Annotated in this window: 12 protein-coding genes; 5 read left to right on the top strand and 7 right to left on the bottom strand. The window is 68.6% G+C overall.

The window, feature by feature from the left end; translation table 11 throughout:
• Positions 1–7 precede the first annotated feature (7 nt).
• Positions 8–388 carry an excalibur calcium-binding domain-containing protein gene (locus AX721_RS28075; RefSeq protein ID WP_068877498.1) on the bottom strand — a complete coding sequence of 127 codons (381 nt, stop codon included), beginning with the start codon at positions 386–388 and terminating at the stop codon, positions 8–10.
• Between the two features lie 138 nt (positions 389–526).
• Between AX721_RS28075 and fghA the strand changes: the two genes are divergently transcribed.
• Positions 527–1,363 (top strand): S-formylglutathione hydrolase, encoded by an 837-nt coding sequence (gene fghA, locus AX721_RS18720; RefSeq protein ID WP_068877497.1) that lies wholly within the window; start codon positions 527–529, stop codon positions 1,361–1,363.
• Between the two features lie 31 nt (positions 1,364–1,394).
• Here the strand turns inward: fghA and AX721_RS18715 are convergent, their stop codons facing one another.
• From AX721_RS18715 to AX721_RS18705, 3 genes are read right to left on the bottom strand one after another with little or no spacing between them, the layout of a single operon-like run.
• A complete protein-coding gene (locus AX721_RS18715; protein WP_068877496.1) occupies positions 1,395–4,058 on the bottom strand; it encodes a hypothetical protein in 2,664 nt (887 codons plus the stop codon).
• Between the two features lies 1 nt (position 4,059).
• Positions 4,060–4,740, bottom strand: coding sequence for a hypothetical protein (locus AX721_RS18710; RefSeq protein WP_068877495.1), 681 nt, complete (start codon positions 4,738–4,740; stop codon positions 4,060–4,062).
• Entirely contained in the window at positions 4,740–5,396 is a 657-nt protein-coding gene (locus AX721_RS18705; protein WP_068877494.1) for a hypothetical protein, read from the bottom strand. Before AX721_RS18705 ends, AX721_RS18710 begins: the two co-directional genes overlap by 1 nt.
• Before the next feature lie 223 nt (positions 5,397–5,619).
• On the opposite strand from AX721_RS18705, the gene AX721_RS18700 reads away from it, so the two are divergent.
• The 3 genes from AX721_RS18700 to AX721_RS28070 are packed head-to-tail and all read left to right on the top strand — an operon-like array spanning position 5,620 to position 9,098.
• Positions 5,620–7,770 (top strand): TonB-dependent siderophore receptor, encoded by a 2,151-nt coding sequence (locus AX721_RS18700; protein ID WP_068877493.1) that lies wholly within the window; start codon positions 5,620–5,622, stop codon positions 7,768–7,770.
• Positions 7,770–8,918 (top strand): PepSY domain-containing protein, encoded by a 1,149-nt coding sequence (locus tag AX721_RS18695; protein WP_231733343.1) that lies wholly within the window; start codon positions 7,770–7,772, stop codon positions 8,916–8,918. The genes AX721_RS18700 and AX721_RS18695 overlap by 1 nt, the downstream gene beginning before the upstream one ends.
• 3 nt (positions 8,919–8,921) lie before the next feature.
• Positions 8,922–9,098: a hypothetical protein gene (locus AX721_RS28070; RefSeq protein ID WP_197422642.1), complete on the top strand. Its 177-nt coding sequence runs from the start codon at positions 8,922–8,924 to the stop codon at positions 9,096–9,098.
• A gap of 66 nt (positions 9,099–9,164) precedes the next feature.
• Here the strand turns inward: AX721_RS28070 and AX721_RS18690 are convergent, their stop codons facing one another.
• Positions 9,165–9,905 (bottom strand): SDR family NAD(P)-dependent oxidoreductase, encoded by a 741-nt coding sequence (locus tag AX721_RS18690; RefSeq protein ID WP_068877492.1) that lies wholly within the window; start codon positions 9,903–9,905, stop codon positions 9,165–9,167.
• A 177-nt stretch (positions 9,906–10,082) separates the two neighbouring features.
• Between AX721_RS18690 and AX721_RS18685 the strand changes: the two genes are divergently transcribed.
• On the top strand, positions 10,083–10,691 hold the full coding sequence (locus tag AX721_RS18685) for a TetR/AcrR family transcriptional regulator (RefSeq protein ID WP_231733342.1): 609 nt from the start codon (positions 10,083–10,085) through the stop codon (positions 10,689–10,691).
• Between the two features lie 69 nt (positions 10,692–10,760).
• Here AX721_RS18685 and AX721_RS18680 read toward each other — a convergent pair whose 3' ends face one another.
• Positions 10,761–11,156, bottom strand: a complete 396-nt coding sequence (locus AX721_RS18680) for a hypothetical protein (protein WP_068877490.1) — start codon at positions 11,154–11,156, stop codon at positions 10,761–10,763.
• Positions 11,153–14,311: amidohydrolase family protein (locus AX721_RS18675; RefSeq protein ID WP_068877489.1), on the bottom strand; the 3,159-nt coding region annotated here is incomplete at its 5' end. The genes AX721_RS18675 and AX721_RS18680, both read right to left, overlap by 4 nt.

Raw genomic sequence — 14,311 nt, 5'->3', positions numbered from 1 at the left:
GTCGTCGTCAGGCGGGCTCGCAGGCCAGGCCGTTGCGGTTGCTGTCCTGGTCGGGAGAGTAGGCCGGCGAACCGCGGGGGATGCTGAAGACGCCGGCGGCGTGGGCGTCGTCGCAGCTGGGGAAGGGGCGGCGGGGCAGGTCTTCCGTGACCGCGTGGCCCAGGCTGGGGCGCACCACCGGGTACATGCGGTCGAGGCCGATGCCGATGGCCAGCAGGCACAGCGTCAGACAGATCATGAGGACCGCGTCGACGGCGCCGAGGACGATGCGGTGTCGCCGCCGGGCCAGGCCCTGGCGCTGCCAGGCCTGGTAGAACCGGCGCTGCAGGCGGGCGGCCTGGTCGAGCCGGCCAGGACCGTCGAGGGTCGGGATCTGGAGCGGTTGCATAGTCACGCTTGCAACATCGCCACCGATGGGAAAGGCGCGGTGAAGGCCGTTGGTTAACTGGCGGACGCGTTGTCGCAGGCGCCCCGTCGACCTGTTACAGGCCTGCAGGCAAGGGCTCGCCCGTCACGGAGATCGCAGATGGAAATCGTCCAGCAGCATCGCACCCAGGGCGGGCTCCTGACCTATGCCCGCCACGACAGCGCGGCCACCGGCACGCCCATGCGGGCGTCGGTGTTCACGCCGCCGGGGAAGGGGCCATTCCCGGTGCTCTACTGGCTGTCAGGGCTGACCTGCACCGAGGACAATTTCACCACCAAGGCCGGCGCCTACGCCGCCGCGGCGGCGCACGGGGTGATGATCGTGGCCCCCGACACCAGCCCGCGGGGCGAGGGCGTGGCGGACGATCCGGCCTACGACCTGGGGCAGGGGGCGGGCTTCTACGTGGACGCCGTGCAGGCGCCGTGGGCGCCGCACTTCCGGATGGAGACCTATGTCACGCGGGACCTGGTGGCGGCGGTGGAGGGCGCCTTTCCCGCGGACGGCCGGCGGCGAGGGATCTTCGGCCACTCCATGGGCGGGCACGGAGCGCTGACCCTGGCCCTGAAGCATCCCGACCTCTACCGCTCGGTCTCGGCCTTCGCCCCGATCGTCTCGCCGACCCGTTGCGACTGGGGCCGCAAGGCGTTCGCGGCCTATCTCGGCGGGGACGAGGCCGGCTGGGCGGCGCACGATGCGTCCCGGCTGATCGAGGCCGGCGCGGCGAAGGGCCGCTTCGACGACATCCTCATCGACCAGGGCGGCGCCGACAGCTTCCTGGAGAGCCAGCTGAGGCCGGAACTGTTCGAAGCGGCCTGCGCGGCGGCCGGCCAGAAGGTCGCGGTGCGCATGCAGGACGGCTACGACCACTCCTACTTCTTCATCGCCAGCTTCATCGCCGACCACGTGGCCTGGCACGCGGAGCGGCTGGGGAGGTGAACGTCCGCTACTCACCGCTGGAGCCTCGTAGTTAGAGTCCGATCCTACCTAGACAGGCCGCCAGCATATCCGCCTCGACGCTTGGGCTTCCGTCGAGGCGAGGCGTCGTGATGATAGCGCCCAGATCGTGCGCCACGAATGTCGCGGCAAAGCCCGAGTTGCTCGCGGCCCAGCCAGAGATCGTACCGTTTGAGGCAGCTGTGAGCTTGGTTCTTCCGCCTGTAAAAACCGATTCGGTGGCACTCACACCGGTCGGGTTCGCAGAGTTGTAGAGCGTCAGCCCTAGCTTCTCGGCGTAGAGCTTCATCCTCGCGACGTAGAGGCCGTTGACCAGGGCGTGCGACGACACAGTGACCGATGCGAACGATGCATCGCTCAGGGTGATCGTTGCCGACATCCGACGCACGCTGCTGACGATCTCGTAGGTGATCCGCGCCCGGTTCTTGATCGGCTCGAACATCATACGAGAGCCGCGGTTCGCCGGCAGACCTGTGTCCGGCTCTCGGAAGTTGAAGATGTACCAGATTTCACCCTCGGTCGCGCCTGCGAGACCCATCGGGGCGGGGGCCGTGGTGCAGTTGAGGTTGCTATCTGCGTTGCTGACCGTGCCGCCGTTGGCCGCCGTGAAGCGCCAGCCGTCGGAGCCGGTAAAAATCCCCGAAACGAGCTCCGGCCCCCTGGCGGCGGTGGTTTGGGTGTACTTCTCGTCTGGTGCCTTGGCGTTGGCAATCGCGGTGACGCGCGACACCCCCGACACATCCGTGAGGGTATGCATCTGCGGGACCGTCGGATCGTAGACCGCATATGGCGACGCGAGGTCGAAGTCGGTTGACTGGATGTAGTCGATTGGCTCTTGAGTAGTAACGCCGGGGACTACGTAGGACAAGCCGACGCGGAACGTGTCTTGGTAGACGGGCGCAGCCGCGTCCTCGGCAATAAACCGCACAGCGCGCGCCGGGGCCGATGCGTGGTCTTTCGGCCATAGCTGGCTTGCATTCGCCTGGCCGTCCGTCGATGGCGTCAGCGTGGGGCGCAGGAAGATCGCATTGAACAGCGGCGAACTCACCGAGAGCGTGTGCTGGCCATAGAAATAGCCGCGGATCATAGCAAAGTCGGTCATCACCGCGTTGCCATCCCAATAGATGCACTGCCAGCGGTTATCTCGGCCGTCGAAGTCCTTCACGATGATCATCTGACCGTCGCCATAGGGCTGGACAGCATCCATGTGGTTGCCGCCGATGTCCTGGCGGCTCTCCACGCCGCGCACGGTCACGTCGTTTAGGTACTTCGGACTACCAAATAGGTCGTAGGCAGAGTTGAGATTGTTGATCTCCAGTCCGCTAATCAGCGTCATGCAGCTCCAGACGTTGCCGTAGCCCACGTTGTCGATGCGGCAATTGATCAGCGCGCTGTGCCCAGCCGCCCCACTGGGGAAGCCGTAGACTTGATAGAAGCGGAAGGCGCTTTCGCCCTTGGGGAGGCCGACGTAAATGTTTCCGGTGCCGCCCCAATTTTCGCCCGACACCACGACGTTGGACGCCCCACCATCGCTGAAACAGTCTTCGTACGCGTGGCTGCCGTGGCAGGCCCATTGCGTGTTCGAAGCGGCCGGCGCTTGCGAGATGTTGAGGAACTGAAGCCCGACCCAATACGACTTCTCGACGTAGGCCGGGTTCGCCAGCTTCTGGCTGAACTTGACCGCCCCGTAGGCCAGGGCCGGATCGCGGCGATAGGTGACGTTCTGGTAGCGGCAGTTGTAGAGCGAACGGCTGCTGGAGAAGCTCGGTAGATAGTGGTTGTCAGCCGTGCCCGTCACGTAGAACGTCGTGCCACCGATTTCCTTGGCACCATTCAGGAACGTGACGAACCCGGCGTCGATCTGCGCCAGGATCGCCGCTCCCGCCAGATCGAACGCCTTGGCCCACGTCAGGACCGGCGTCGTGCGCGTCAGGCCGTTGTTGCTGTCGGAGGCGAGGCCAGTGGCGTTGACCGTGTCGATGTAGAAGGCCGCGGACGGCATCGGGGAAGACGTCTTGCTGACGTTCACGATGAAGGACCAGACGTCCTTGGTGGCCGCAACGAAGCTGACCGTCGCCCCGAGATCGAAACCTGGCACGGTGCGGGGATCGATGGAGTAGCCGCGGGGGCCGGCCGTCTTGTCCGTGAGCTGCGTGCTGTTCGTCGCGTTCGCAGGGCCAGAAGCGTCGCGGCCTTGGAGGATGAACGGCTTGCCGACCCACGGCACGACCTTGGCTCGGATCTCGACGGGACCGCTGGCCGAGAAGTCGTCGGCCTTGACCCGGACCAGGTAACCGACGTCCCCGTAGGTCGGGTGCATCGAGGGCGAGGACACGGTGACCCAGGGGCCCTCGTTGCAGGAGAACTGCACTTCCTTGATGCCGCGCTCGTCGCCGCTGTTGATCCGCTCGACAGTCCCCGCCTTCCAGGCATCAACGCCTATGATCAGCTCCTCACCGGACGAAATGGTCCGGTACATGCTGGGCGCCATCCATAGGCCGATAGCGCGCTCATTATAGCCGTAGTCACCGGGCGAGCCCTGCTGGACCATGATCGGATCATCTTCGGCGATGATCGCCCAGGAGCGATAGGCCGTTGACCCAGGGGTTATCGCCGGGATTTCCGTCCCCGGGCCCGCGCCGGGGACACCCGATTTCAGCCGCAGAAGCGAGCCCATGCTAATTGCTCACCACTTCGAGTGCGTGGCCGGAATTGTAGCCAGCCGGGGCCGTTGCGCCGTTCGCCAGGCCGGTCACCGTGAACGCGCCGCCTCCATAGGACGGGTTGGAAAATTGGTAGAAGCGCAGGGCCGAACCGGGGCCGCCGGCATAGTCTTTGGTCCAGCTTGCCAGGGTGGGGACGGTCACCGTGCTCTGCCGATCGATGACCATAAGAACGCCCGCCAAGGCTTTCGCCGCCGGCGTCCAGCCGGTCAGCGCGAGCGTCGTGGAGGTGTTGTTCTCCTGCGCGAACTGTTTGAGCGAGATCGAAGCGATCCCCGCGCTCCCGCGCACTAGGGCGTGCTGGAAATAAGTGACGCCACCCGTGCTAGAGATCGAGAGCGACCCGGCGGCATCGGTAGAGGTGAGGCGGGCAAAGTAGATATTATACTTCACACCTCCTTCCGCGCCCGCGTCGCTTTGCTGAGGCGGTAGGGGCCCCGTTCCGGCAAGCGAGATGCCAATGGTGACGGCGGTCGCGCTCCAGGTCTGGACAATCACCCAGTCGCCGGCGCTCGCGCCGGTCAGCGCGAGCGAGCCGCCCGCACTGTTTAGTGTCGTGCTGCCGCCGAACACGCGAGTGAAGGTGGCGGGGATAGACCCACTGAACAGGACGCGCTGCAGCGCGGGCGTGATCATCAGACGCCCACGGCGTGCAGGGTGACCTTGTAGATTTCGGAGTTCGAAGCGGGCGTATAGCCGGTGGTCGTAACGAGGTACGCATAGAGGCTGCCGCCGCTCGAGACGACCACCTGCTTCACGAGGTTGTTCACCTCGACGTAGCAGGTGCTCCCCAGATCCAGCGGTGAGCCGAGATCGAGATAGCCCATGAACGACGCCCGATCGCCCGCGGACAGGTCCCAGGGGTCGTTGTCGGAGAGGGCGGAGGGCGGGGTGACGTTGTAGAGGTAGAGGCGGAAGCTCGTCATTCCCGAGGGGATGACGCCGATGTCGAGTTCGAGTTGCGCGCCCGTGATGATCACCGATCCGCCGCCGGACGGGCCGGCATTCGGAAACGTCAGCGGCCCGCCCACGGTGTCCGTCGCCGCATAGGCGGTGGTGTTGCCTGGCCGGGTGATGGTGACGGCCGAGTTGTATCCGAAGCCCTGCACGCTGCTCACGCCGCCCGCGGGGGAGCCAGCCATTCCGGCGCTGAAGTCGATCTCGGCTCCGGCTGACGTGCTGATGGTGATCCGCTGCAGCAGCTTCGTCAGCGCATCCTCCGAGAACGTATAGGCCGCCAGGTACTGGTCCGGCGTCAGGGGCTCGCTGACACCGATCTTGCCGTTGCTCATGGCGGAGGGCTTTCGTCAGAAGATGGGATGGACGGGTGGACCGCGCTTGCGATTCAAAGTGGTGCGTGGGCGCGGGAAACAACCATAGCGATAGATTCGCGGGGAGGGCAAGGTCATCGCCGACCACGTGGCCTGGCATGCAGAGCGGCTGCGGGGCTGAGGCGCTTTACCCCTGAGTTTGCGACTGCTAGTGCGAGCTATTCGCAAGTTGTAAGGGGTTTCGATGTCCTACCGAGTGTTGCTGGCGTGCGGCGTGGCGGCCGTTTCCATCGCTTCCGCCGCCCATGCGGCCGAGGCGCCGGCGCAGGTGGACGAGGTGGTGGTGACCGGATCGCAGGTTGCGCTGCCCGCGCCGTATGCCGGCGGGCAGGTGGCGCGCGGGGCGCGGGTCGGCCTGCTAGGCGCTCTGGAGGCCCTGGATACGCCCTATGCGGTGACGGCCTACACCCAGGAGCTGGTCCAGGCGCAGCAGGCCCGCAGCGTGGGCGACGTGCTGCAGAACGACCCGGCGGTGCGGGTGGCCAAGGGCTTCGGCAACTTCCAGGAGCTGTACGTGATCCGGGGCTTCCCGGTGTACTCGGACGACATGACCTACAACGGGGTCTACGGGATTCTGCCGCGCCAGTTCGTGGCCGCTGAGCTGCTGGAGCGGGTGGAGGTGTTTCATGGCGCCAGCGCCTTCCTGAACGGCGCGGCGCCGGGCGGCAGCGGCGTGGGCGGCGCCTTCAACCTGGTGCCGAAGCGGGCGCCGGCCGATCCGCTGGCGCGGGTGACCGCGGGCGTGGAGAGCGGCGGGCAGCTCTATGGCGCGGCGGACGTGGCGCGACGGTTCGGGGAGGGCCAGGCGTTCGGCGTGCGGGCCAATGTGGCGCGGCGGGACGGCGAGGGCGCCATCGACGACCAGGACCGGGAGCTGACGGTGCTGGCCCTGGGCCTGGACTATCGGGGCGAGCGGGCGCGGTTCGCCGCCGACGTGGGCTTCCAGGACCATCGGATCGAGGCGCCGCGGCCCAGCGTGACGCCGGCCGGCGCCGTGCCCGAGGCGCCCGACGCGTCGGAGAACTTCGCCCAGCCGTGGACCTATACCGACGAGCGGCAGCTGTTCGGGGTGGTGCGCGGGGAGTTCGACGTCTCGGACGCGGTCACGGCCTGGGCCGCGGTGGGCGGGCGGCGGGGCAAGGAGCGCAACGTGCTGGCCAATCCGACCGCCCAGCCGAGCGGCGCCACCAGCGCCTACCGCTTCGACAACGCCCGCAAGGACCGGATCCTGTCGGCGGACGCGGGAATCCGGGCCGAGGTGCAGACGGGCGACATCGGGCACCGGCTGGTGGCGTCGGCCTCGGCGGTGAAGCTGAAGTCGCTGAACGCCTACGCCTTTTCGAGCTTCGCGGGGTTCGCCGGCGATCTCTACAATCCCGTGTCCGTGACGCCGCCGGCGGCGGACTTCTTCATCGGCGGCGTGCTGTCGGACCCAAACGTCACCGAGCGGACCACCAACACCAGCTTTGCCGTGGCCGACATGCTTTCGCTGCTGGACGATCGGTTGCTGGTGACGGTCGGCGCGCGCTGGCAGGAGATCGAGACCAAGGCCTACGACTACAATTCGGGCGCGCGCACCTCGCGGTACAAGGCCGACGCGGTGACGCCGGCCCTGGCGGTGGTGTGGAAGGCCAGTGAGAGCGTCTCGCTCTACGCCAACTATTCCGAGGCCCTGACGCCGGGCCAGATCGCGCCGGCCGTGAGCGGGGGTGTGCCGGTGACCAACGCCGGGGAAGTGCTGTCGCCGTTCCGCGCCGAACAGGTGGAAGCCGGCGTGAAGGTGGAAGCGGGCCGGTTCGGCGGGACTCTGTCGGTGTTCTCCATCGACCTGCCGAGCGCCTTCGTCGAGAACGGCGTGTTCGGGAAGAACGGCGAACAGCGCAACCGGGGGATCGAGGTGTCGGCCTATGGGGAGCCGGTGGAAGGCTTCCGGGTGCTGGGCGGCGCCACCCTGCTGAACGCCGAGCTGCGGCGCACCGCCGGGGGCCTGCTGGACGGCAAGGACGCCATCGGGGTTCCCGACTTCCAGGCCAACCTGAACCTGGAGTGGGACGTGCCTGCCGTGTCCGGGCTGACGCTCGAAGGGCGGATCGTCCATACCGGGTCGCAGCCGGTGGACGCGGCCAATTCCGTCTCGCTGGAGAGCTTCACCCGGTTCGACCTGGGGGCCCGCTACAGCTTCGAGGCGGCCGGCAAGGCGGTGACCCTGCGCGCCCGAGTGGAGAACCTGGCGGACAGCGACGACTGGGTGTCGGTGGGCGGCTTCCCGGGCGCCAACTACCTGGTGCTGGGCGCGCCGCGGACGGTGCTGGTCTCGGCGTCGGTGGACTTCTGATGCTGGAGCCGAAGGCCGTGCGCGCCTGGTCGGCGGTCCACAAGTGGACCAGCCTGATCTGCACGGCCTTCCTGCTGATGCTGTGCCTGACCGGGCTGCCGCTGATCTTCCATCACGAGATCGACGACGCCCTGGGCCACGACCGCTGGGCGCCGGCGAACCCGGGCGGGCCGCTGCTGGACTACGACGAGATCCTCGACATCGCCCTGAAGAACCGGCCGGGCGAGGTCCCGCTGTTCATGAGCTTCGACGAGGGCCGGCCGGTGGTGAACGTGACCACGGGGCCGACCCCGGAAGCGCCGGGGCCGCAGATGCATTTCGCCTCCTACGACCGGACGAGCGGTGAGTTGGTGCCGCCGGTGGCGGACGGCGGGGTGATGGACTTCATCCTCCAGCTCCACACCGACATGTTTCTGGGGCTGCCCGGGATGCTGTTCCTGGGCGCCATGGGCGTGCTGTTCGCCGCCTCCATCGTCTCCGGGGTGGTGGTCTATGCGCCGTTCATGCGCAAGCTGGACTTCGGGGTGGTCCGCACCGGGCGCTCGGCGCGGCTGAAGTGGCTGGATCTCCACAACCTGATGGGCGTGGTCGCGACGGCGTGGCTGCTGGTGGTGGGACTGACGGGGGTGGTGAACACGCTGTCCACGCCCATCGTCGACCTTTGGAAGGCCGAGCAACTGGCGTCCCTGGTCAAGCCTTACGAGGGCAAGCCGCCGGTCCAGCGCCTGGCGTCGGTGCAGGGGGCGGTGGACAGGGCGCGGGCGGCGCTGCCGGGGATGGACCTGCAGTTCGTGGCCTTTCCGGGCGGATCGTACTCCACCGAGCGGCACATGCTGGTGTTCTTCCACGGCGATACGCCGCTGACCGAGCACCTGATCACGCCGGCGCTGATCGACGCCGAGACCGGGGATCTGGTCGGCGTGCGGTCCATGCCCTGGTATGTCAAGGCGCTGGGCCTGTCGCAGCCGCTGCATTTCGGGGACTACGGCGGCCTGCCGCTGAAGCTGTTGTGGGCGGCGCTGGACCTGGTGACGATCGTGGTGCTGGGCAGCGGCCTCTACCTGTGGCTGGCGCGTCGGCGCACGGCCGCGGCCCCCTTCGCCGACGCCATCGGCCGCGAGCCGGCCGCGCCGGCGCCTGCGGAGTAGGGCGTGAAGCGACCGCAGGGCCTTACCCGCATCTTCGCCGCGCCGGGCGCCATCGCAGCCCTGAGCCTCTTTGGGCTCGTGGCCGCCCTGATCGGCGACGGCGCCTGGGACTGGGCGGGGTGGATCGGCCTCGCCGCGCCGTTGGCGGCGCTGGCCTGGGCGATGCGGCGGCGGGGGTAGGGGCGGGCGAGCCCGCAGCCGGCGGAGGTTCGCAGAGGGCGCGGAAACACCCTCTGCGCCTTGGGTTCAGGTCAGCGCGCCCCCGTCGACGTTGAGGATCGTCCCCGTGATCTGGCGGGCGGCCGGCGAGGCCAGGAACGCGACCGCGGCGGCCACGTCCTCGGGCTTGCCGTACCGCCCAAGCGGGATCAGCGAGCGCTGGAAGTCGGAGGATTCACCGTCGGAAGGGTTCATGTCGGTGTCGGTCGAGCCCGGCTGCACCAGGTTCACGGTGATGTCGCGCGGCCCGAGTTCACGAGCGAGGCCGCGGTTGAACGACTGAAGCGCCGACTTGGTCATGTAGTAGGCGGCGCCGGGGTCGCCCACGATGCGGTCAGCCCCAGCCGACCCGATGGTGATGACGCGGCCGCCGGCCTTCAGGTGGGGTATCGCGGCCTGGGCCGCGAAGATCGGCGAGCGCACGTTGACGGCCAGAAGGGCGTCGACGTCCTCCTGGCTGATCTCTGCGAACGGGGCGTAGCGGGCGATGGCGGCATTGTTCACGAGGATGTCTAGCCCACCGAGGGCGGCGGCGGCCTCGTCCACCGATCGCTTCACCGCCGCCACGTCGGCGCTGTCGGCCTGGATGGCGATAGCTTTGCGGCCTTTGGCCTCGATGGCCTTCACGACGTCTGCGGCCTTGTCGGCGGCGCGTTCGTAGGTGATGGCCACGTCGGCGCCTTGCTCGGCCAGTTCCAAGGCGATTGCGGCGCCGATGCCGCGGGATGCGCCCGTCACGAGGGCGCGTTTGCCGGCCAGGTTCGTCATATAGTCCCAAGTCCATTTCTAGAGTGATCGATACAGAAATAGCTGGGAACGTTGTCGGCCGCGTTCAAGGGACTTATCTAACGACCGATGCAAAATTCGGTGCGAGGTCCGGAAAGCGCTGGAACGAACTCACGTCGCGGACGTGGTCGACCGCGTGCGTTCGACCGCGCCGCAGCGTTGGCGCAAGCGACGCGACTGTTCTGGGAAAAGGGCTATGAAGCTACGTCCATCGCCGACCTGACCGCAGCGATGGGAATCGGTGCGCCGAGCCTCTACGCCGCGTTCGGCTCGAAGGAGGCGCTTTATGGCGCTGCGCTGGAGTACTACCGCGATACCTATGATGAGATGGGCTGGGGCGGGTTCAAGGCCGCGGTAACGGCGCGGGAGGCGGTGGCGAAGCTGCTGCAGGACTCCGCCGCGTCGCTGACCGGGTCGCTGTGCGATATGCCGCGGGGCTGCATGGTTACGTTGTCCATGGTCGGGGACGAAGACCACGCGGAACTTGGCGAGGTGGTGCGCGCGGCGCGCCAGGCGGGCCTGGAGCGGCTGAAGGCGCGGCTGGACCAGGGCGTAGCGGACGGCGAACTTTCGCCAGGAACCAATGTCCACGCTCTCGCTCGCTTCGTCCAGACCGTTCAGAGCGGAATGTCGATCCTGGCGCGAGATGGCGCCACGCGTGCGGAACTGGAGGCCGTGGCGCAATTGGCCATGCAGCGCTTCCCGGCGCGCGGAGGGCCAGACACGTTGCGGCGGCGCCAGCGCGCCAGTGCGGCGCGTCAACCCTAGCCCCGGCGCGGGCGGCTGTGGATGTTTCAGCGACGTCCGCCGGCGTGAGAGGCGACGACGCGCCCGCCCTCAGTCCTCCTCGCCGGTTTCGTCGCCGATGGCGGCTTCGACCAGGCGGCGCCAGGTGGGGTCGGTGTCGTCGACGAGGTCGACGTCTTCCAGGAGGGCCACGGCGCCTTCGCCATCGGGGAGGATGAGGCCCAGGACCTCCATGGTCTCGCCGTCGTCGCTGTCGTGGGCCTCGGCCTGGACGGCGACGGCGGCCTGCTCGCCGTCGTCCGCCCACCAGATCACCGGCTGGGGCAGGTCCATGTCGATGAGCCTGCCGTTGTGCGTGTCGCTGAGGGCGAAGATGGCCTTGCGAGCCTGGACGTCGTCGAGGTCGGCGATGCGGCCGTTGAAGGGGACCAGGCGCTGCCAGTCGTCGACGTCGAAGCCGGCGTCCTCGTCGGGGTTCTGGCTCATGGCTTTTCCCACCACCAGGGCGCGCGCTTGCGATCGCCGGTGACCACCTCGTTCAGGGTCATGGGATCGTACAGGCGTCCGCCCACCATGACGCGATGGACCTTCTCGGAATTGCGGATGTCCGCGGTGGGGTCGGCGTCCAGGACCACGAGGTCGGCCAGCTTGCCGGGCTCGAGGCTGCCGATGTCGGCCTCCATGCCGAGCGAGCGGGCCGGGACGATGGTGCCGGCCTGCAGCGCCTCCAGCGGGCTCATGCCGCCGCGGACGAAGGACCACAGCTCCCAGTGCGGGCCGACGCCGGCCTGCTGGCCGTGGGCGCCGATGGAGACCAGAACGCCGCGTTTCGCCAGCTTGTGCGCCTCGCCGGCGTTGTCGTCGTCGGCGTACTGATCCTCCGGCGCGATGGCGCGGCGGGCGTTGTCGGCGAGGAGCTGGGTCGGCGGGATGTGGGCCTTCAGCACCGGCTGGGCGAACACGTCGGTGTGGCTGCGCCAGTAGTTGTCGCCGGTGAGGCCGCCGAAGGTGACCACGAGGGTGGGGGTGTAGTTCGTCTTCGACTGGCCGAAGTAGCTGAGCACGTCCTCATAGAGGGCGAGCTGCGGGATGTTGTGCTCGAGGGTCGAGTTGCCGTCGGCGATGATGTTCATGTCCTGGCCGAACAGGGCGCCGCCCTCGGCCACCACCTGCATGTTCTCGGCGCGGGCGGCCTGGATGAGCTGCTGGCGCTGGTCGCGGCGCGGCTGGTTGTAGTTCTTGATGCTGTGGGCGCCCTGGGCCTTGAGGCGGCGGACGTGGGCGAGGGCGTCCTCGTAGCTGTCGATCTGGGCGTAGTTGCGCGCGGCCTTGGCGCCGTAGACCACCTCGCCGGTGGAGAAGATGTGCGGGCCGACGATCTTGCCCGCGCGCTGCAGCTCGGCGGCGGCATAGACCTCGGCGGCGCGGCTGGAGGGATCGTGCACGGTGGTGACGCCCAGGGCCATGTTGACCATCAGCGACCAGTTCTGCTGGGGGACCAGCTCGTCCACGCCGTAGGGGCCGTGGGCGTGGGCGTCCACCAGGCCGGGGATGATGGTCTTGCCCTTCAGGTCGACGGTCGCGGCGCCGGCCGGGACCTGGACCTCGCCGGCCTTGCCCACGGCGGCGATGCGGCCGTTCGTGATCACGATGAGGCCGTCGTCGATCACCCCGCCGTCGGGCGCCGCCATGGTGACGAGGCGCGCGCCGGTGAGGACCACTGTGCCCGTCGGGCGGTCGGCGGCCACTTCGCGGGCCAGGGAGACGCCGGTGGTGGGCGGCGCGAACTTCGGCGCGCCCTCGGCCGGCGGAGCTGCGGCGAACATCGCGTCGGCGCGGGCGCTGTAGACCGTGGGGCCCATGGACCAGTGGAGCTGGGCGCCGCCGCCCGACCAGTGGATCCACTCGGCGCCGCCGGAGGACACGCGGGTGACCGGCATGGGGCCGCCCTTGAGGTCCACCGGCACATCCTGGCCACCCGGCATGAGCGGCATGACGAGGGCCTCGTAGTTCTGGCGGAAGGCGAAGGCGCGGCCGTCGGGCGCCACCGCGAAGTCGGTGACCAGCTCGCCCTGGGCGTGGACGCGTTTGGCCTCGCCGTTCAGGTCGGTGGAGACGAGCTGCTGCTTGCCGCCCTCGGAGGCGGTCATGAACACGCGGTCGTTGGCGGCGCCGAACTGGGGCGCGGCCACGTCGCGGGCGATGCGGACGGGGACGCCGCCCGCGGCCGGGATGCGGTAGACGCCCGGGTTCTCGGACCAGGCGCCCGAGGTGAGGAAGCCGCCGCGGCCCTTCTCGAAGACGAGGGTGCGGCCGTCGGGCGAGAAGGCGGGGCGGGCGTAGTGGCCGGGCTCGCGGGTGACGTCGCGGGGCGTCCCGCCGGCGGCCGCGACGGTGCGAATGCGCCCGAGGTCCGCGTCGGTCCAGGCCACGAAGGCGATGGTGCGCCCGTCGCGGGACCAGGTGGGGAAGAGTTCGAACGAGGCCTCGTCGCCCTTGGTGAGGCGGCGGGGCTCGCCGCCGGCCATGGGCTTCACATAGAGCTTGCCCAGGCTCTCGAAGACCACTTGGCGCCCGTCCGGCGAGACGGCGGCGAAGCGGGTCATCTTCGTGGTGAAGCGGTCGGGCGAGACCTGGACCTTGGGGTGCGGCGGGTCGATCAAGCCGCGGCTGTCGTCGACGCGGAAGGGGATGACGGCGGCATTGGAGCCGTCGAAGTCCACCCGGCGTAGCTTGCCGCCGGCCCAGAAGACCACGGTGCGCGAGTCCGGCGTCCAATCCATGTTGGGATAGAGGCCGTGGACGGCCCAGGTCTCCTGCACATCCTGGTCGAGGGCGTCGTAGACCTTGGCCTCGGCGCCGGAGACCAGGTCCTTCACATAGAGCTTGGAACGGGCGTTCTCGCGGCGGACGAAGGCGATCTTCCTGCCGTCGGGCGAGGGGGTGGGGCGCACCGAGCCACCGGGGCCGGAAGCGACCGTGGTCACCTCGCCGGTCTCGATGTCGTAGCGCTCGATGTTGAAGAGATCGGTGTTGGAGTCCTGGGCGTATTCGAAGATCGGGCCGGGGGTGATGTTGCGGGTGTAGAGCACGCCCTTGCCGTCGGGGGCCCAGGTGGGCTCGCCAAGCTCCTTCTGGTGGCGCTCGTTAGGCTTCTTGACGAGGGGCACGCCGGCGCCGCCCGACACGTGGTAGAGCCAGACCTCGCCCGTGCCGAGCGAGCGGCCGGTCGTGAAGTGCTTCTTGGCGGCGATGAAGCGGCCGTCGGGGCTCCAGGTGGGCTGGTTCAGGAGACGGAAGTCCTCCTTGGTGACCTGGCGCTTGTCCGAGCCGTCGAGGTTCATGACCCAGATGTTGTCGCCGCCGCCCCGGTCGGAGGTGAAGGCGATGCGCCGGCCGTCGGGGGAGAAGCGCGGCTGCACCTCCCAGGCCAGGCCCTCGGCGATGCGGGTGGGCGCGCCCCCGGCCAGGGGCATGAGGTAGATGTCGCCCAGGAGGTCGAAGGCGATCGTCCTGCCGTCGGGACTGACGTCCACGTTCATCCAGGTGCCTTCGTCGACCTTGATCGGGACCTGGCGGATGACGGCGCCCGGCGGGTTGCTGATGTCCCACTTGGCGGGCTTGGCCGGGGTCGCGGAGGC

The sequence above is a fragment of the Phenylobacterium sp. CCH9-H3 genome (genome assembly GCF_001557235.1).
Classification (GTDB): Bacteria; Pseudomonadota; Alphaproteobacteria; order Caulobacterales; family Caulobacteraceae; genus Phenylobacterium.
This window is presented reverse-complemented; position numbering and strand designations above follow the sequence as displayed.